This window comes from Streptomyces sp. Y2F8-2 (assembly GCF_014905555.1).
In the GTDB taxonomy this organism is placed as follows: Bacteria; Actinomycetota; Actinomycetes; order Streptomycetales; family Streptomycetaceae; genus Streptomyces; species Streptomyces cynarae.
In genome coordinates this window covers 231,291-247,951 of record NZ_BNGS01000003.1, presented here as the reverse complement: position 1 = coordinate 247,951, position 16,661 = coordinate 231,291, and the positions used below count along the sequence as shown (strand labels likewise).

The following is a 16,661-nucleotide window of genomic DNA, read 5'->3' as shown; positions in this document are numbered from 1 at the left end:
ACGAACGCCGGACGGGCCCGAAGGCACAGATTGAAGGGCACAGGCCGAAGGCACAGGCCGAAGGCACAGGCCGAAGGCACAGGCCGAAGGCACAGGCCGAAGGCACAGGCCGAAGCGGAGGTCGACAATCAGCCATCTCGGTGATCACTTGCCGGCCAGCGCTCCACCGGCCGGATCGCGCTCTGCGCTCCCCCGGCGTGACGCAGCCCACCCCCCACCTCGTTCAAACTCCGTTAACAATGGACTGTGATCTCTCCGGTCTCCTCGATGCCCCGGAGCGCCCACCGGCCCAGGCCGGAGGCGACTCCCTACGTCGACCTCACCCGTGCCGAGTGGAGTGCGCTGCGCGACAAGACGCCGCTGCCGCTGACCGCCGAGGAGGTCGAGAAGCTGCGCGGTCTGGGTGACGTCATCGACCTCGACGAGGTGCGGGACATCTACCTGCCGCTGTCCCGGCTGCTCAACCTGTACGTGAAGGCCACGGACGGCCTCAGGGGCGCCCTGAACACCTTCCTCGGCGAGCAGGGCTCCCAGTCCGGGACACCGTTCGTGATAGGCGTCGCCGGTTCCGTCGCCGTCGGGAAGTCCACCGTGGCCCGCCTTCTCCAGGCCCTGCTGTCCCGCTGGCCGGAGCACCCGCGGGTCGAGCGGGTGACCACGGACGGGTTCCTGCTGCCCACGCGGGAACTGCAGGCGCGGGGCCTGATGGCGCGCAAGGGGTTCCCCGAGTCGTACGACCGCCGCGCGCTCACCCGTTTCGTCGCCGACATCAAGGCCGGCAAGGACGAGGTGACGGCGCCCGTCTACTCCCACCTGATCTACGACATCGTCCCCGGCCGGAAGCTCACCGTGCGCCGCCCGGACATCCTGATCGTCGAGGGGCTGAACGTCCTCCAGCCCGCCCTGCCCGGCAAGGACGGCCGCACCCGGGTCGGTCTCGCGGACTACTTCGACTTCAGCGTGTACGTGGACGCGCGCACCGAGGACATCGAGCAGTGGTACCTCAACCGGTTCCGCAAGCTGCGCGAGACCGCCTTCCAGGACCCCTCTTCGTACTTCCGCAAGTACACCCAGGTCTCCGAGGAGGAGGCCCTCGACTACGCCGGCACCATGTGGCGCACCGTCAACAAGCCCAACCTGGTGGAGAACATCGCCCCCACCCGCGGCCGCGCCACCCTGGTGCTGCGCAAGGGCCCGGACCACAAGGTGCAGCGGCTGAGCCTGCGCAAACTGTGACGGCTACCCTGCGGGCATGCTGCATCTGCGCCTGATCACCCCCACCGAGCAGACGGCGGAGGCGGTGCGTCTGATCGAGGGGACGGTCGGCACCACGCACCTCGTCGTCCTACCGGGTGCCGCCCGTAACCCCGCCGGGGACGTCGTGATGTGCGACGTCGCGCGCGAGGCCACGGACGAACTCCTCAGCGCGCTCCAGGAGATGGGCCTGGAAGGCACCGGTTCCATCGCCGTCGAGAACATCGACCTGTCGCTGTCCAAGCGGGCCGACAAGGCCGAGGCGGAGGCCCCGGGCGAGGGCGCGGACGCGGTGCTGTGGGAGCACCTGACGGAGGCCACGCACGAGGAGTCGACGCTGTCGATCACCTACCTCGCGTTCATCACGCTGGCCACCGTGATCGCGGCGTGCGGTGTGGTGCTCGACAACGCGATCCTGATCGTGGGCGCGATGGCGGTGGGTCCGGAGTTCGGCCCACTGGCGGGGATCGGCACGGCGTTGGTGCAGCGGGCGCCCCGGCTCGCGCTGCGCTCGCTGACCGCGCTGCTGGTGGGGTTCGCTGTGGCGATGGCCGTGACGGTGGGGTTCAGCCTGTTCATGGACGCGGTCGGCCTGTTCAGCAAGGAGCAGTTGGAGAGCGCCCGGCCCAACACCGGCTTCGTCTACGCCCCCGACTGGTTCTCCCTCGTCGTGGCGGTCCTCGCCGGAGCCGCCGGCACGCTCTCCCTGACCTCCGCCAAGTCCGGCGCTCTGGTAGGGGTCGCCATCTCCGTGACGACGGTCCCGGCCGCGGCCAACGCGGCCGTCGCGCTGAGTTACGGCGACACCGGGCAGACCTGGGGCTCCACGAAACAGCTCCTGCTGAACCTGCTGGGCATCGTGGTGGCGGGGACGCTCACGCTGCTGGCCCAGAAGTGGATCTGGTCCAAGCAGCGCGAACGTTCCCGCAAGGCGAGGCGTCTCTAGCCGAGCGCCGACTTCACCGCGTCCGCCAGCCGTCCCGCCACCGACCGCGCCTGGTCGATGTCCGCGGCCTCGACCATGACCCGTACGAGGGGCTCGGTGCCCGACGGCCGCAGCAGCACCCGCCCGGTCGCGCCCAGCTCCCGCTCCGCCTCGGTCACGGCGGCGGCCAGGTCCGGGGACGAGCCGACCCGGGACTTGTCCACGTCCGGCACGTTGACCAGCACCTGCGGCAGCCGCTCCATCACGGACGCCAGCTCCCGCAGCGTACGGCCGGTCTGGGCGACCCGCGCGGCCAGCAGCAGGCCGGTCAGTGTGCCGTCGCCCGTGGTGGCGTGGTCGAGGATGATGACGTGGCCGGACTGCTCGCCGCCGAGCGCGTAGTCCTTCTCCTTCATCTCCTCCAGCACGTACCGGTCGCCGACCGCGGTCTGCACGAGCTGGATGCCCTCGCGCTCCATGGCCAGCTTGAAGCCCAGGTTGGACATGACCGTCGCGACCACGGTGTCGGAGCGCAGCGCGGAACGCTCCCGCATCGCCAGCGCGAGCACGGCGAGGATCTGGTCGCCGTCCACCTCCTCGCCGGTGTGGTCCACGGCGAGGCAGCGGTCGGCGTCACCGTCGTGCGCGATGCCGAGGTCGGCGCCGTGCTCGACGACGGCGGCCTTCAGCTTGTCCAGGTGGGTGGAGCCGCAGCCGTCGTTGATGTTGAGGCCGTCCGGCTCCGCGCCGATGGTGACGATCTCGGCGCCCGCGCGCGTGAACGCCTCGGGCGAGACCCGGGAGGCGGCGCCGTGCGCCTCGTCGAGGACGATCTTCAGCCCGTCGAGACGGTTCGGCAGGACACTCAGCAGATGGGCCACGTACTGGTCGAAGCCCTCGTCGTACGACGTCACCCGGCCGACCCCGGCCCCGGTGGGCCGGTCCCAGGGGGCGCCGGTGCGGTGCTCCTCGTACACGCCCTCGATCCTGTCCTCCAGCTCGTCGGCGAGCTTGTGGCCGCCGCGGGCGAAGAACTTGACGCCGTTGTCGGGCATGGCGTTGTGGCTGGCGGACAGCATCACGCCGAGGTCCGCGCCGAGGGCGCCCGTCAGATACGCGACGGCCGGGGTGGGCAGCACGCCGACCCGCAGCACGTCCACGCCGGCGCTGGCGAGACCGGCGACCACGGCGGCCTCCAGGAACTCCCCGGACGCGCGCGGGTCCCGTCCGACCACCGCCTTCGGCTTGTGGCCCTCGAACGTGCCCGCCTCGGCCAGTACGTGCGCCGCCGCGACGGACAGGCCGAGCGCCATCTCGGCCGTGAGATCCGCGTTGGCGACACCGCGCACGCCGTCCGTGCCGAAGAGTCGTCCCACTGTGGTGTCCTCCGAACTTGCTGCGAATGTGCGGCTCTTGTCGAGTGTCCGGACAGGAGCGGAATACGTACGTCCCGCCGACGCCGTCCGCCGACATCACCCCGCCGGCGTAATTCCGCGAACGTACATCCTGTGGACGTATGCGCCACAGAGGCATGTCCCGCCGACGTGCGTCCGCAGACCCTACGCCACACCGGCCCACGTGCCGCGGCCCTGTCCTGTGATGGCTTCCCCGAAGCCCCCGCCGGGACTGTCGGGATTGCTCCATAAGCTCCAAAAGCCGGTGATAAGCACCGTCCCCCGTAAACGAACCGCCCCGGCGGCACGGAACGTGCTGCCGGGGCGATGCGTGCATGCGCACAGCAGGCAGGGGGTCGCCCGCTGTGACCAGCGGACGCGATTAGCGCTTGCTGTACTGCGGCGCCTTGCGGGCCTTCTTCAGACCGGCCTTCTTGCGCTCGACCGCACGGTCGTCGCGGCGCAGGAAGCCGGCCTTCTTCAGCGGACCGCGGTTGTTGTCGACGTCCGCCTCGTTCAGGGCGCGGGCGACACCGAGACGGAGCGCACCGGCCTGACCGGAGACGCCGCCACCCGCGATACGGGCGATGACGTCGTAGCGGCCCTCGAGCTCGAGCACCTTGAAGGGCTCGTTGACCTCCTGCTGGTGCACCTTGTTCGGGAAGTAGTCCTCGAGCGTGCGCCCGTTGATCTTCCACTTGCCGGTGCCCGGGACGATCCGGACGCGGGCGATGGCGTTCTTGCGGCGGCCCAGGCCGGCGGCCGGCTGGGGCTCACCGAAGCGGGAGGCGAGGGACTCGGAGGTGTACTCACCCTCCAGCGGGACCTCGGTCTCGGTGGTGTAGCTGTCGATGTCAAGCTCTTCGAGCGGCTGCTCGGCAGTGATCTCGGCCACGATTCTCCTCAGATTCTCTTCAGTCTTAGGGGGTGGCCGGACTTACTGCGCGACCTGGGTGATCTCGAACGGCACCGGCTGCTGGGCAGCGTGCGGGTGCTGGTCACCCTTGTAGACCTTCAGCTTCGAGAGCATCTGACGGCCCAGGGAGTTCTTGGGGAGCATGCCCTTGACGGCCTTCTCGATGGCCTTCTCGGGGTTGTTCGCCAGCAGGTCGTCGTAGCGGATCGAGCGCAGACCACCCGGGTAGCCGGAGTGGCGGTACGCCATCTTCTGGGTCCGCTTGTTGCCGGACAGGTGGACCTTGTCCGCGTTGATGATGATGACGAAGTCACCCGCGTCCACGTGGGGCGCGTAGATGGGCTTGTGCTTGCCACGCAGGAGAGTGGCAGCGGTGGTGGCCAGACGGCCCAGGACGACGTCCTGCGCGTCAATGACGTGCCACTGACGCGTCACATCGCCGGGCTTGGGGCTGTACGTACGCACGGTTCGTAGCCTTCGCTTCTTCAGTGAGGTTCCTGACAAGGTCACCGAAGACGATCACGACAGCCCTGACCGCACAGCGGTGACGCAAGCCGCGTGCTGGTCGCTGGTCATCGGCCCGGTGGACCGGTGTAAGGGCCCCTCACGTGAGAATGAGCAAGCCAATACACACAACGAACAGCCAGGATAACGGCGCCCATGAGAAGGGTCAAAACGAGGGCTTCGCCGCTGTTGCGCCTCGGGTCCGGTGGCTGTGCGGTCGCTGCAGGGGTTACCGAACGGGAACAAGCGTGCCCGTCGCCCGTCTAAGATGCGCCGCATGAGTTATGGGCAGGGGGAGCCCCAGTGGGATCCCTGGAAACCGAGTTCCCAGCAACCCCAGTGGGGCAGTCAGAGCAGTTCGCCGGACTGGGCCGCGCTTGCCGAGGCCTCGGAGGCCCGCAACAAGCGCCGCCGGCTGCTGATGATCGTCGGCGGTGCCCTGGCCACGGTCGGGATCGGCGCCGCCGTCGCCGTGGCGGTGGTGTCCGCGAACGGCGGCAGCGGGGCCTCGAACAGGCCGGCCAGCGCCCTGCCGAGTGCGGCGAACATCCCGAGTGAGAGCGCCGACGCCGCCCCGTCCTTCGCGCCGACCTCGGCCCCTCCGCCGCTGAATCCGATGGACTTCATATCCAGCGCGAAGAAGGACACGGCCCCGATCAGCGCGGACACGTTGTTCCCCGGCACCCAGCTGACCATGGGCACGAACGTGTACAAGAAGGGCCCCACCGCCTCCACCACGAACTGTGCGTCGGCCGCTCTGCGCACCCTGCCCGCGGTGCTCACCAGGAACGGCTGCACCCGTGTGATCCGCGCCACCTACACGAAGGACGGCGTCGCGGTCACGGTCGGCGTGGCCCTGTTCGACACCGCGGCCAAGGCCACGAAGGCCAGGCAGGAAGCCGACAACAAGAGCATCATCGCGTCGCTGAGCGGCCAGGGCGTGCCCGCGTTCTGCCGTACGGCCGTCTGCCGCTCCACGACCAACACCTACGGCCGCTACGCGTACTTCACGCTCGCCGGGTTCACCAACGGCAAGGACGTGACGACCAAGGACGCCAAGGTCTTCCAGGCCGGCGACGACCTGGCCGAGTTCACGTTCCGCCAGATCCGCCGCCGCGGCGAGGCCCAGGCGTCGGCGGCGGCCAACCAGTGACCTGCCGCACCGCCGCCGGGGGCGAAGCCGTCGGACGATCGGGGAACCGGTCCGGCCTGCGCCGAGCTGACCGGCTGCTCGGGCATCACGGCGCCACAGCATCCCGGCCCCACGACCTGAGGGGCCGGCCGGGCAGGCCCGGCTCATGCCGGACACCCGCGCGGCCGCCCCGACCTGGGCGGCCGCGCGGGTGTGGGCCTGGCGGGCGGGATGCCGGGCCGGGGTCAGCCGAGGTGTGTGGGCACGGAGACGCGGACCGCCCGCTCGGGCAGGTGAACACCGCAGTCGACGCGCACGCCCGCCGGGACCTCGTTGTGCGGTCCCAGATGGGCGTGGTCGCCGACCACCGCCTCGACGACGCTGGTGCACTCGCCGACGACCGCGTCGCGCCCCACCACGGACCGCTGGACCAGCGCCCCCCGGCCGATGCGCGCCCCGGGCAGGACGACGCTGCCCTCCACGACGGCCCCCGCCTCCACCACGGCGCCGTCGCACACCGCGGTGCCTCCCGTCAGCACCGCCAGCGGGTCGACCCGCGCCCCCGGCAGAATCAGGGCGTCCCCCGTCGGGCCGGGGAGTGCGGGTGAGGACACATGGCCGCGCACCAGGTCGGCGGACCCGGTGACGAAGGCCGACGGCGTACCGAGGTCCAGCCAGTACGTCTCGTCGACGACGCCGCGCAGGAGGGCGCCCGAGGCCAGCAGGCCCGGGAACGTCTCCCGCTCGACGGAGACGACCCGGCCCTCGGGGATGGTGTCGATGACGGAGCGGGTGAAGACGTAGCAGCCCGCGTTGATCTGGTCGGTGACGATCTCCTCGGGGCGCTGTGGCTTCTCCAGGAACGTCATGACCCTGCCGTGCTCGTCGGTGGGGACCAGCCCGTAGGCCCGCGGGTCCGCGACCCGGGTCAGGTGCAGGCTGACGCCGGCGCCGGAGGCGACGTGACCGTCCCTGAGGCTCCGGATGTCCAGACCGCTGAGGATGTCGCCGTTGAACACCAGGACGGGTTCGTCGGGGCCGCAGGTCAGATGGCGGGCGGCGTTGCGGATCGCGCCACCGGTGCCCAGGGGCTCGGTCTCGGTGACGTACACGAGTTCCAGGCCCAGTCCGGCGCCGTCGCCGTACTCCCGCTCGAACAGCTCCGCCAGGTAGGACGTGGCGAAGACGATCCGGGTCACCCCCGCCGCCGCGGCGCGGGCCAGCTGGTGGGTCAGCAGCGGCACGCCCGCGACGAGCAGCAGCGGCTTGGGGGTGAAGGTGCACAGCGGATGCAGCCGGGTGCCCTTGCCTCCGACGAGGAGGATGGCTTCGCTCATGATGATGTCCTCTCGCCGGAGAAGCTGAAGTAGGTTTCCGCGGGCTCGGCCTGCGGTGCGGGGAAGGTGGGCGCAGCACCACGGGAGACCACCTCCGTGTGTTCCGGCCGGCGGCCGGCCGTCTTGAAGACCCACGTCCGGTAGGACCAGAAGCGGAAGAGGGTCGCGATGCCGATGCCGAGGAACTTGCAGATGTTGTTGGCGAGCGTGCTGTCCCAGCCGAACGCGTAGGTGGTCACGTAGAGGACCGAGTTCTCGATGACCAGGCCGACCGCGCTGAAGAAGAGGAAGAGACCGAGCTCCTTCTTCTGGCCGCTCCGCTCCTCCTGGCCGCGGTCCCGGTATGCGAAGTACCGGAGGCCGATGTAGTTGCCCATGATGGCGACAGCGGTCGCGGCCACGCTCGCCCTGACCGTCTGCCAGTGGGCCACACTTCTGATGAGATTGAAGACCGCGAGGTTGAGTACGAATCCCGAGAGCCCCACCAGTCCGAACTTCGCGATCTCGCGGTACAGGTTCCCCAGCCGCGAGGGCAGCGCGTGCCGTCCGCTCATGGTGAGGTCAGCTCCGTCGGTTGCGCATCCGCAGTCGCAGCGGCACGAGCGCCGACTCGACCTGCGTCGCGAGGTTCATCTTGGACACGCCTTCGGTGCGCTCCTCGAACCGGATCGGGATCTCGACGGCGCTGTGGCCGGCCCGGACGGCCTTGAACTTCAGCTCCACCTGGAAGCTGTAGCCGGCGCTGTCCACGGTGGCCAGGTCGACGTCCCGGAGGGTCTGCGCGGACCACAGGTTGAAGCCGGCGGTGATGTCCCGGATCTTGGTGCCGAGCACGGTTCGGGCGTACCGGTTGGCGAAGCGGGACAGCAGCACCCGGTGCTTGCCCCACTCCTCGTCCAGCGCTCCGCCCTCGACGTACCGGCTGCCGATCACCAGGCCGACCCCCGAGGCCATGGCCGTGCCGAGCATCCGCGGCACCGCCTCCACCGGGTGGCTGCCGTCGGCGTCCATCTGGACGACGTACGCGGCGCCCTCGGCGAGTGCGGCGCTCATGCCCGCCACGTAGGCGCGCCCCAGCCCGTCCTTCTCGGTGCGGTGCAGCACGCTCATCCGCCACCGGCCGTCCCAGTTGTGCTTCTCGGCCAGCTCCTCGGCGATCCGCCCGGTGCCGTCCGGGCTGGAGTCGTCGACGACCTTCAGGTGCAGACCGTCGATCGGCAGTCCCAGCACCGCCTCGGCCATCCGCGGCAGGTTCGCCGCCTCGTTGTAGGTGGGCATCACCACGGTGACGCGGACACCCCCCAGGTCGTACGTCATGTCGTTTCCCCTCCGTGGAAATCCCCTGGTTGTTGCGTTTCCGCCCACCCGGGTGCCGTTGCCGGCAGCCGGGCGTCGGGAGGGGGTCCGGCGGACCCCCTCCCGACCAGTCCCCCGAGCGTCCTGGGACGGCTCAGGCGTGCACCTTGCGCCGGGACGCGTCGTCCTTGTCCGCTGTGTCGTCCGCGGCCTTCTTCACAGGCTCCAGCAGCACCAGCTGGAGGCCGGTCAGCTTCCGGGTCCTGACCACGCGGAACCCGCTCTCGACCGCGGCCGCCGTCTGCTTCGGCATCCCACTGAGCGGCTGCCCGTCGAACGTGGTCGACACCAGCCACAGCCGCTTGGCCTTTGCCAGACACGGCGCGGGCTGCGGGCACTCGCCCGCCCCGAAGGAGCCCAGCTCCTGCGGGGTCCAGTACATGAGCACGTCACGCGGCCGCCCGGGGTCGTCGCGCAATTCGTAGGCCATGGCCCGGCGCTCCGCCATCACCCCACTGAAGGCGATCCCGTCGCTCTTGCGCTGCTCGGCCCTGATGATGCGGGCGGCGCCCCGGAAGTCCGGCTCCCCCTGCGCGTTCTGGCGGGTCTCCCGGATGCCCGGCAGCGCCTGCCACAGGAGCCCGGCGACGGCAGCCGCGGCCAGCACCCAGCCGAACCCCCGCCGCACCGCCGCCCCCGTCCCGGCCTTAGCGCCCGCGACCGGACCGGCCAGCCGGGTCACGGCGACCGCCGCGAGCAGTACCCAGGCCGGCAGGGTGAACAGCAGATAGCGCGGCAGGAAGAGGTGGAGCTTCGAGGCCGTCACATAGGTCGCCAGCGGCGGGAGCACGACCCACACGGCCAACGGCAGCGCCCGCTTTCCGGCGAAGAAGAGGCCCACAAGCCCGAGCGCCAGCACCGGCACCGCCACGGCCCAGGATCCGAACAGGTTCTTCGGAAACTCCAGCAGGTCCTTCTGGACGGGGTTGTTCCAGGCGATCTGCCCGCTCTGCCCCGAGCCCTGGATGGCCGCCGGGAGGACGAAGCACAGGCCGAGGGTGCCTGCCGCCGCGTACGCCCAGCCCGCGATCCGGTCCCCGGAGCGTCGTGCGATCAGGATCATCGTCAGGTGCGCCCCGAGCACCGCCATGGAGGCCAGATGGCTCCAGCCGATCAGCGGCACGGACAGTGTGTAGCCCACCCACACCTTGAAGGACGGCTGGTCCAGGGCCCGGGCCAGCAGCAGCGTCGACAGCAGCACGGCGGCCACGGCGAAGGCGTAGGGGCGGATCTCCTGCCCGTACCGCGTCACCGTGGGCACGACCGCGAACGCCAGTCCCGCGAGGACGCCTGTCTGCGTGGTGAACAGCCGCCGTCCGAGCAGCGCGAGCAGCCCGGCCGAGCACGCCATCGCGACGGCCTCCGGCAGGCGCATCGCGGTCGGCGAGTCGCCGGCGACGGCGATCCACGCGTGCATCAGCACGTAGTACGGCGTGAAGACCACGTCGATGGTGCGGATCAGATGGCTCAGCTCGTGGAAGGAGAGCGTGGCCGCCCACCAGGTGGCGTGCTCGTCGCGCCACAGTTGCCGCACTCCGATTCCGCGGAGGATCACGGCCAGCGCGGCGGCGGTGGGGACCAGGAACACCAGGGCGGCCGTGAGGCGTCCGCCGCCGGGGCCGTCGGCCCGCTCGGTCTCCCGGCGGAACCTTCGGCCGCCCGGGACGGGTTCCTCGTGCCCTGCGGGGGCGTAGTCGGTCGTCGTATCGCTGCTCATCGCTTGACCCAGACCCGGTAGGCGCTCTCGCCGCTGCTCGTCGTGTACGGGAACACGGCGGCCAGGCGGTAATGCGTGTTGCCCTTCAGCCCCGCCTGGACCGCCCGGTACGTGTCGGGCGTCACGTTGCCGTGCATCACGATCACGTCGAACCAGCCGTCGCGCACCGCCTGCCGGTAGGCGTCGGGACCGGTGTACTGCTTGCCGGCCTTGTCCCTGTAGTCCATGAAGTAGGTGTTCTGCCACTGCTTCCAGCCGGTGACGTCCCGCAGGTAGTACGCGGGCACCTCCTGCTCCTCGGCCAGATAGCGTCCCTTGTGGTCGACCATCGTGCGCAGGTACGCGGTCATCTGGGAGGAGTCGGGGAAGCTGTACGCCTGCTGAGCCTGCACCATGCCGAACACCAGCGTCAGGACGTACAGCATGATCCCGAGCTGCGGGTGGCGGAAATGCGGGCCGACAAGGCGGGCCAGGCCGAGTCCGGCCATGGGAGCAGCGAAGAGCAGGCCGAAGCCGACGTGCTTGAAGAGGGACACCTGGGTGTGCAGGTGGATCTGGTAGGCCGGGGCCAGCAGCGCCGTCCCGGTGAGCAGCGCCCCGAGTGCGGCGCGGCGCCAGCGTCCCGGGGTGACTCCCTCGATCCAGGGCATCTCACCCATGCGGCCGCGCAGCGCGTAGGCGATCGAGCCGCCCAGGGCGGCGAGAAAGACCAGGCCGCCCCACTCCGCGCTGTGCTCCAGCAGCGTGAGCGCGGAGTCCGAGCCGTGCGCGCGGTTGGTGGTGGTGGAGCTGATGCCGCCGAGCGGACCGGACAGGGTGTATCCGGCACCGAGGAGGGCCCCGATGCCGGCCCCCAGCACCACACCGCGGCCGGCCGCCTTCACACTGCGGTGCCGATGGGCGGTGACGATCGCCAGCACCACCAAGGTGGGCAGGTACAGGCCGGAGGCGTACTTCACGGCGAAAGCCAGCGCCGCCGGGGGCGCGGCCAGCAGGACGGCCACCGCGGGCATCCGGTCGGTGCGCACGACGGCGTACATCGCCAGCGTCAGCAGGAAGATCGCGGCGGCGTCGTAGGTGGCGAAGTTGCCGAGCACCGTCGTGGACTCCACCACGGAGAACAACGCGGCGGCACCGAGCGCCGCCCGCAGGTTGAACAACCGGCGGGTCAGGGCGTACAGCAGCGCGGTGGAGCTCAGCATGAAGCCGAGGCTCACCATCCGGACGCCGGTCAGCCCGAACGCGGAGTCCACGGCCGCCGCCAGCACGGGGTACAGCTTCGGGTGGCCCGAGAAGTAGCTCGCGAAGTCCGCCGGCAGCTTGGTGCCGTGCAACAGGTTGTCGAGTTCGTAGTGGCCGGACGCGATGTACAGGGCCTCGTCCTGGAACGCGGTCCCCTTCAGCCTGAGCGACAGCCCGGCCTGCACCAGGAGCAGGAAGAGCAGGGCCACGCGGCCGAGCAACTTGCTGCGCCGGGTGTCCACGTCCCAGGCTGACTCCTGGACGTCGGGCAGGGTGTAGCCCGGCGCCCGCTCGGCCTCGCCGACAATCACCGTCGGCTGCGCGGCCGGCTCGGGTTCAGGCTCCGCGTAGGGGTCGTAGGCGTCGTAGTACGGCGGATACGCATCGGCGGCTTGCGCGGCGCCCGGGTGCGCCGCCTGCTGCTGGGGCCACTCGTACGCATGGGGCGCAACGGACTGCTGTGCGTACTCCTGCTCATACGCCGGGTGGCCGTCAGCCTGAAGTGCCTCCGACCCGTACGCCTGTCCGCCGTATTCCTGTCCCTGATGGGGGCCGGGCTGTCCGTACGCCTGCTGCTCCGCCCACGGACCGGACGGCTGTCTGCTGCTCATGGCTTCGTCACGTCGAATCCGAAACGGTCACTGGCCGCCTGCCGACGGAACGTTTGCTCCGACAGAGGTCCGCTGCTGATGCGCCAGTCCGTTTCCTTGTTGAAGTTGAACCAGACGAAGCCGATCACGTCGTCGTGCGCGGCCGTGCCGTGGAAGAGATCGGTGATGTCAGCGGGCTTGCGGCCCCCTGCCTCGGCGGCCGTCTCCGCGATGATCACCGGCTTCTTGGTGAGGGCCCGGACCTGGTCGAAGGTCGCCCCGTACAGCGTGCGGAAGGTGGACGGTCCCGTCTTGGCGTAGTAGCCGATGACGCCGACCCAGTCGACGTAGTTCTCGCCCGGCCAGTACGGCTTCAGCTTCACCTTGGGCATCGGGTTGACCACGTTCGGGCTCCACACCCAGATGACCTGGGTGGCGCCCACCTCGTCGAAGACGTCGTGGACGTGCCGGAAGGCGGAGACGAACTGCGCCGCGGTGGCCTTCTTCGTGCCCCATGGGTACCAGAAGCCGTTCATCTCGTGCGCGAAGCTGATGGCCACCGGGAGGTTGAGCTCCTTGACGGCACTCGCGTACTCACGGATGTATGCGTCGTCCTTGCCGGACGCGATCTCCTTCAGCGACGACTTGAAGGGCTCCCAGGCGATGAAGGCCAGCGCCCCGTAGTCCCAGGAACTGCGCACCAGACGCGCTTCGTACTGATCGCCCCACGCGGAGTAGAACTCGATCAGGTTGGGCTTCTTGCCCGCCGCCTTCGCGAAGTCCGTGATGTTCTTCATGCTGGCAGGGGCACCGTCGGCGGCCACGCCGAGGTACTTCTTCGCCGGCGCGAGCAGCGGCCGTACGTCGTACGGCGGCACGGGCTTCTCGGTCTGCGACCCGGACGCCTCGCTCCCGCCCGGGTTCTTGCCCTCGGCTTGCTTGTACTGCTGCCGGCCCTTGTCGGAGAAGGTGCTGCAGCCCGCAAGGAGCGCGCAGGCGATCAGCAGGACGGCCAGCGCGCGGATCTGTCGGCTCACGCGGTGCGCTCCCGGGGCTGGACGAGCACGCGTGCGACGACGACGGCGTAGAAGAGGCCGGCGGACAGCATCAGAGCGAAGTCCGGCGGGTATTCGGTGAGCATGCGCCAGCCGGCCACGATCACCCACAGCACGGCGGTGCCGCCGGTCCATCCGATCATGCCGATCCAGTACCTGCGCATGCCGTTCTTCTTGGCGCCCTGCGAGCCCGTCGGCTTCCAGCCCATGGGGCGACCGCGCAGCACGTCCCACACGGCGAAGACGTGCGACCAGCCGTACATCACGCGCACCGCCCAGGCCTCGAGGCGGTACGGCGCCCGGTGCCACAGCGGCAGCACCAGCGTCACATAGGCCACGCTGGGCAGCACCCACAGGGCGGCCTCCGCGCGCAGCAGGTCGGGACGCAGGATCATCAGCGAGAGCGGGATGATCGGCGTGATGAAGGTGGCAAGGGCCGTCTGGATGTAGTACAGGAAGCCCGAGATGTAGCACAGGCGTGTCGTGAACTTCAGGTCCAGCTCCCAGAACCGCTTGCCGGTGATCAGCTCCAGCGAGCCCATGCACCAGCGGTACTGCTGGTTGTGGAAGGCGCCCGCCGTGTCCGGGCAGACGCCCACCGACAGCGCGACCGGCACGTAGCGCAGCTTCCAGCCCAGCGCCCGCAGGTCGAATCCGGTGTACATGTCCTCGGAGTGCTCGATCAGCGTGATCCCGCCGATCTGGGCGAGGGCCGCGCGCCGGTACACCGCGCACGAGCCGACACAGATCGATCCGTCCTTGTCCTCACGGGAGGTCTGCACCGAGCGGTAGAACTGCTCCTGGACGGCGCCGGCCCCGCGCTCGATCCAGTTCTGCCGGTCGGTGATCCGGAAGAACTGCGGCGACTGCACGATTCCGATCTTGTCGTCGGCGTCCATGTACGGCAGGAGCTCGTCGAGCAGGTCGGCGCGCGGGGCGAAGTCGGCGTCGAGGATGAGGATGTGGTCGCCGTCGGTGATCCCGAAGGCGTGGTGCAGGTTGCCGGCCTTCTTGAACCAGCCGCGGTTGGGCCGCACCACGTAGTGGAAGCCGAAGTCGTGCGCCATCGCGCCCACCTCGGAGTCGTCGCCGTCGTCGAGGACGTACACGTTGACGACGCCCCTGTAGGTGCCGGCCAGCCGGTTCACGTTGACCCAGGTGTTGTGCAGCACCTCCAGCGGCTCGCCGCACACCGGCAGGAAGACGTCGACGCTCGGGTAGACGGCGGGCCGCCAGTCGCGCACCAGCTGCTTGTGCGCCTTGATGTCGAAGTCCTTGCTGAGCCCGTCCAGGTACAGCGAGATCAGGTAGTCGGCGACGACGCAGGCGAGCAGCGGCATCGTCAGCCAGAACCACGGGCTCGATGCCGTGAACAGGGCCTGGCTCACCGCGAGGCACGCGAAGCTGATCAGCGAACCGATCGTCAGCATCCACAGATGCCTGCGGGTGTACGAATACTTCTCTGTTTCGTCCGGCGGCTGCGGCAGGAGCCCGTGGCTTTCGGCCACCCTCCTGCGCCTGCGGCGCTGAGACGTGCGCGCGTCAGCACGCACTGCACTACTCATGAAAGAAACCCCCAGGGCCGAACCGGCCCGGTACCCCACCCATACTCGGCGTCCCCATTCGAATCATTGGCCGAGCGTCGCAAGAGTAACCGAGTGGTAAGGCATATGTAAGGGGCAGCAAAGTTTCTTACGCCCATTACGTTCCGACATGGGCGATATTTCCCTCGAAACTCTGCGTTACTAGCAGGTTTCGCAGCCGGTACCGAGGGGCAACGTCCGCCTGTTTCGCGCTTCCCTGTTCCGCGCCGCCAGCAACTCGTCAGCCGGGTAGCCGACCTCTTCCAGCGTCAGCCCGTGCGGTCGTACGACATGCACCGCCGAGTCCCGCACACCGGCGGCCAGCACCTTGGCGGGCCAGTCGGGCGGGCGGTGGCCGTCGCCGACGAAGAGCAGGGCGCCGATGAGCGAGCGCACCATGTTGTGGCAGAACGCGTCGGCCCGGACCGTGGCGGTGATGATGCCGTCCGCTCCCCGCTCCAGGCTCAGCTCCTGCAGCGTACGGATGGTCGTCGCGCCCTCCCGCCGCTTGCAGTAGGCGGCGAAGTCGTGCTCCCCGAGCAGCCCGCGCGCCGCCTCGTTCATGGCCTCGACGTCCAGGGGCCAGTCGTGCCACAGGACGTGGTGGCGCAGCAGCGGATCAACCCCACCGGGGTTGTCGGTGACCCGGTAGGCGTAGCGCCGCCAGATCGCGGAGAAGCGGGCGTTGAAGCCGCTGGGGGCCTCGCGCAGGGCCCACACCCTGACGTCCTTGGGCAGCCGTCCGGCGAGCCGCTTGAGCAGCTTCCCGCGGTGTTCGCCCCACACGTGAAGCGGCAGATCGACATGGGCGACCTGTCCCCGGGCGTGCACCCCTGCGTCGGTCCGTCCGGCGACGGTCAGCTCGTACGTCTCCTGGGAGCGGGTGACGGTGCGCAGGGCGTCCTCGATCTCCCCCTGCACGGTCCGCCTGCCGCCGGCCTGCTTGGCCCATCCGTGGAACTCGGTGCCGTCGTAGGACAGGTCGAGGCGGATGCGGACGTAACCGGGCTGTACTTCGTCACTCACGTGGGAATCCTCTCAGGTACGCGAAAGCGGGTCCGCCCGGCAAGGGCGGACCCGCTCAGCGCGAGGTGAAACCTCAGGCGTCCTTCGACTCCTCGGCAGCGGCCTCTTCGGCCGGCGCCTCGGTGGTCTCGTCGGCCTTGGTCTCCTCGGCCTTGGTCTCCTCGGCCTTGGCCTCGGACTCCTTGACGGCACGCTTGGTCGCCGCCTCGGCCTCGCCGACCGCCTTCTGCTGCACCGTCAGCGCCTCGACCAGCTCGATGACGGCCATGGGCGCGTTGTCGCCACGGCGGTTACCGATCTTGGTGATGCGGGTGTAACCACCCGGACGGTTCTCGTAGCGCGGGCCGATCTCGGTGAAGAGCGTGTGGACGATGCTCTTGTCCGTGATGACCTGGAGCACCTGACGGCGGTTGTGAAGGTCGCCCTTCTTCGCCTTGGTGATCAGACGCTCGGCGTACGGGCGCAGGCGGCGGGCCTTCGCCTCGGTGGTGGTGATACGACCGTGCTCGAACAGCGACTTCGCGAGGTTCGCGAGGATGTGCTTCTCGTGCGCGGCACTGCCGCCCATGCGGGCACCCTTGGTGGGCTTCGGCATCGTGTTTCTCCTAGGTGTCTGCCCCGGCCGTGTCA

At 69.6% G+C, this 16,661-nt stretch carries 15 protein-coding genes; 3 read left to right on the top strand and 12 right to left on the bottom strand.

Features of this window, described 5'->3' with window-relative positions; genetic code table 11:
* The first annotated feature begins 267 nt into the window (after positions 1-267).
* The gene (gene coaA, locus SY2F82_RS11165; RefSeq protein WP_200419408.1) at positions 268-1,236 is read left to right on the top strand and encodes a type I pantothenate kinase; all 969 of its coding nucleotides are present in this window, start codon (positions 268-270) and stop codon (positions 1,234-1,236) included.
* A 16-nt stretch (positions 1,237-1,252) separates the two neighbouring features.
* The gene (locus SY2F82_RS11160) at positions 1,253-2,200 is read left to right on the top strand and encodes a DUF389 domain-containing protein (RefSeq protein ID WP_200418847.1); all 948 of its coding nucleotides are present in this window, start codon (positions 1,253-1,255) and stop codon (positions 2,198-2,200) included.
* On the opposite strand, the gene glmM is transcribed toward SY2F82_RS11160, so the two are convergent.
* The 3 genes from glmM to rplM all read right to left on the bottom strand — a co-directional run bounded on the left by glmM (position 2,197) and on the right by rplM (position 4,954).
* On the bottom strand, positions 2,197-3,555 hold the full coding sequence (glmM, locus tag SY2F82_RS11155) for a phosphoglucosamine mutase (RefSeq protein WP_200418846.1): 1,359 nt from the start codon (positions 3,553-3,555) through the stop codon (positions 2,197-2,199). The two genes, SY2F82_RS11160 and glmM, sit on opposite strands and share 4 nt — an antisense overlap.
* A 400-nt stretch (positions 3,556-3,955) precedes the next feature.
* The gene (gene rpsI, locus SY2F82_RS11150) at positions 3,956-4,468 is read right to left on the bottom strand and encodes a 30S ribosomal protein S9 (RefSeq protein WP_200418845.1); all 513 of its coding nucleotides are present in this window, start codon (positions 4,466-4,468) and stop codon (positions 3,956-3,958) included.
* A gap of 42 nt (positions 4,469-4,510) precedes the next feature.
* Entirely contained in the window at positions 4,511-4,954 is a 444-nt protein-coding gene (gene rplM, locus SY2F82_RS11145) for a 50S ribosomal protein L13 (RefSeq protein ID WP_200418844.1), read from the bottom strand.
* Positions 4,955-5,270: 316 nt separating this feature from the next.
* Here rplM and SY2F82_RS11140 point away from each other — a divergent pair, with 316 nt between their 5' ends.
* On the top strand, positions 5,271-6,146 hold the full coding sequence (locus tag SY2F82_RS11140; protein ID WP_200418843.1) for a hypothetical protein: 876 nt from the start codon (positions 5,271-5,273) through the stop codon (positions 6,144-6,146).
* 224 nt (positions 6,147-6,370) lie between these two features.
* Here SY2F82_RS11140 and SY2F82_RS11135 read toward each other — a convergent pair whose 3' ends face one another.
* The 9 genes from SY2F82_RS11135 to rplQ form a co-directional block, all read right to left on the bottom strand.
* On the bottom strand, positions 6,371-7,462 hold the full coding sequence (locus SY2F82_RS11135; protein ID WP_200418842.1) for a sugar phosphate nucleotidyltransferase: 1,092 nt from the start codon (positions 7,460-7,462) through the stop codon (positions 6,371-6,373).
* Positions 7,459-8,016, bottom strand: coding sequence for a GtrA family protein (locus SY2F82_RS11130; protein WP_200418841.1), 558 nt, complete (start codon positions 8,014-8,016; stop codon positions 7,459-7,461). Before SY2F82_RS11130 ends, SY2F82_RS11135 begins: the two co-directional genes overlap by 4 nt.
* Positions 8,017-8,023: 7 nt before the next feature.
* The gene (locus SY2F82_RS11125) at positions 8,024-8,779 is read right to left on the bottom strand and encodes a polyprenol monophosphomannose synthase (RefSeq protein ID WP_200418840.1); all 756 of its coding nucleotides are present in this window, start codon (positions 8,777-8,779) and stop codon (positions 8,024-8,026) included.
* Between the two features lie 133 nt (positions 8,780-8,912).
* A complete protein-coding gene (locus SY2F82_RS11120; RefSeq protein ID WP_200418839.1) occupies positions 8,913-10,535 on the bottom strand; it encodes a glycosyltransferase family 39 protein in 1,623 nt (540 codons plus the stop codon).
* Positions 10,532-12,388: a glycosyltransferase family 39 protein gene (locus tag SY2F82_RS11115; RefSeq protein WP_200418838.1), complete on the bottom strand. Its 1,857-nt coding sequence runs from the start codon at positions 12,386-12,388 to the stop codon at positions 10,532-10,534. Before SY2F82_RS11115 ends, SY2F82_RS11120 begins: the two co-directional genes overlap by 4 nt.
* Positions 12,385-13,404 (bottom strand): glycoside hydrolase family 26 protein, encoded by a 1,020-nt coding sequence (locus SY2F82_RS11110; RefSeq protein WP_200418837.1) that lies wholly within the window; start codon positions 13,402-13,404, stop codon positions 12,385-12,387. The genes SY2F82_RS11115 and SY2F82_RS11110 overlap by 4 nt, the downstream gene beginning before the upstream one ends.
* Complete coding sequence (locus tag SY2F82_RS11105; protein ID WP_236041343.1) at positions 13,401-14,930, bottom strand: glycosyltransferase family 2 protein; 1,530 nt, start codon at positions 14,928-14,930, stop codon at positions 13,401-13,403. The genes SY2F82_RS11110 and SY2F82_RS11105 overlap by 4 nt, the downstream gene beginning before the upstream one ends.
* A 237-nt stretch (positions 14,931-15,167) precedes the next feature.
* Positions 15,168-16,031: a tRNA pseudouridine(38-40) synthase TruA gene (truA, locus tag SY2F82_RS11100; protein ID WP_200418835.1), complete on the bottom strand. Its 864-nt coding sequence runs from the start codon at positions 16,029-16,031 to the stop codon at positions 15,168-15,170.
* 73 nt (positions 16,032-16,104) lie between these two features.
* Positions 16,105-16,626, bottom strand: coding sequence for a 50S ribosomal protein L17 (rplQ, locus tag SY2F82_RS11095; protein WP_200418834.1), 522 nt, complete (start codon positions 16,624-16,626; stop codon positions 16,105-16,107).
* Positions 16,627-16,661 lie beyond the last annotated feature (35 nt).

Bases quoted from the DNA above. Each gene is read 5' to 3' on its own strand.
- SY2F82_RS11115 (WP_200418838.1), bottom strand. From the start codon at position 12,388: ATGAGCAGCAGACAGCCGTCCGGTCCGTGGGCGGAGCAGCAGGCGTAC.
- coaA (WP_200419408.1), top strand. From the start codon at position 268: ATGCCCCGGAGCGCCCACCGGCCCAGGCCGGAGGCGACTCCCTACGTC.
- SY2F82_RS11120 (WP_200418839.1), bottom strand. From the start codon at position 10,535: ATGAGCAGCGATACGACGACCGACTACGCCCCCGCAGGGCACGAGGAA.
- SY2F82_RS11125 (WP_200418840.1), bottom strand. From the start codon at position 8,779: ATGACGTACGACCTGGGGGGTGTCCGCGTCACCGTGGTGATGCCCACC.
- SY2F82_RS11130 (WP_200418841.1), bottom strand. From the start codon at position 8,016: ATGAGCGGACGGCACGCGCTGCCCTCGCGGCTGGGGAACCTGTACCGC.
- SY2F82_RS11140 (WP_200418843.1), top strand. From the start codon at position 5,271: ATGAGTTATGGGCAGGGGGAGCCCCAGTGGGATCCCTGGAAACCGAGT.
- SY2F82_RS11135 (WP_200418842.1), bottom strand. From the start codon at position 7,462: ATGAGCGAAGCCATCCTCCTCGTCGGAGGCAAGGGCACCCGGCTGCAT.
- rplQ (WP_200418834.1), bottom strand. From the start codon at position 16,626: ATGCCGAAGCCCACCAAGGGTGCCCGCATGGGCGGCAGTGCCGCGCAC.
- SY2F82_RS11160 (WP_200418847.1), top strand. From the start codon at position 1,253: ATGCTGCATCTGCGCCTGATCACCCCCACCGAGCAGACGGCGGAGGCG.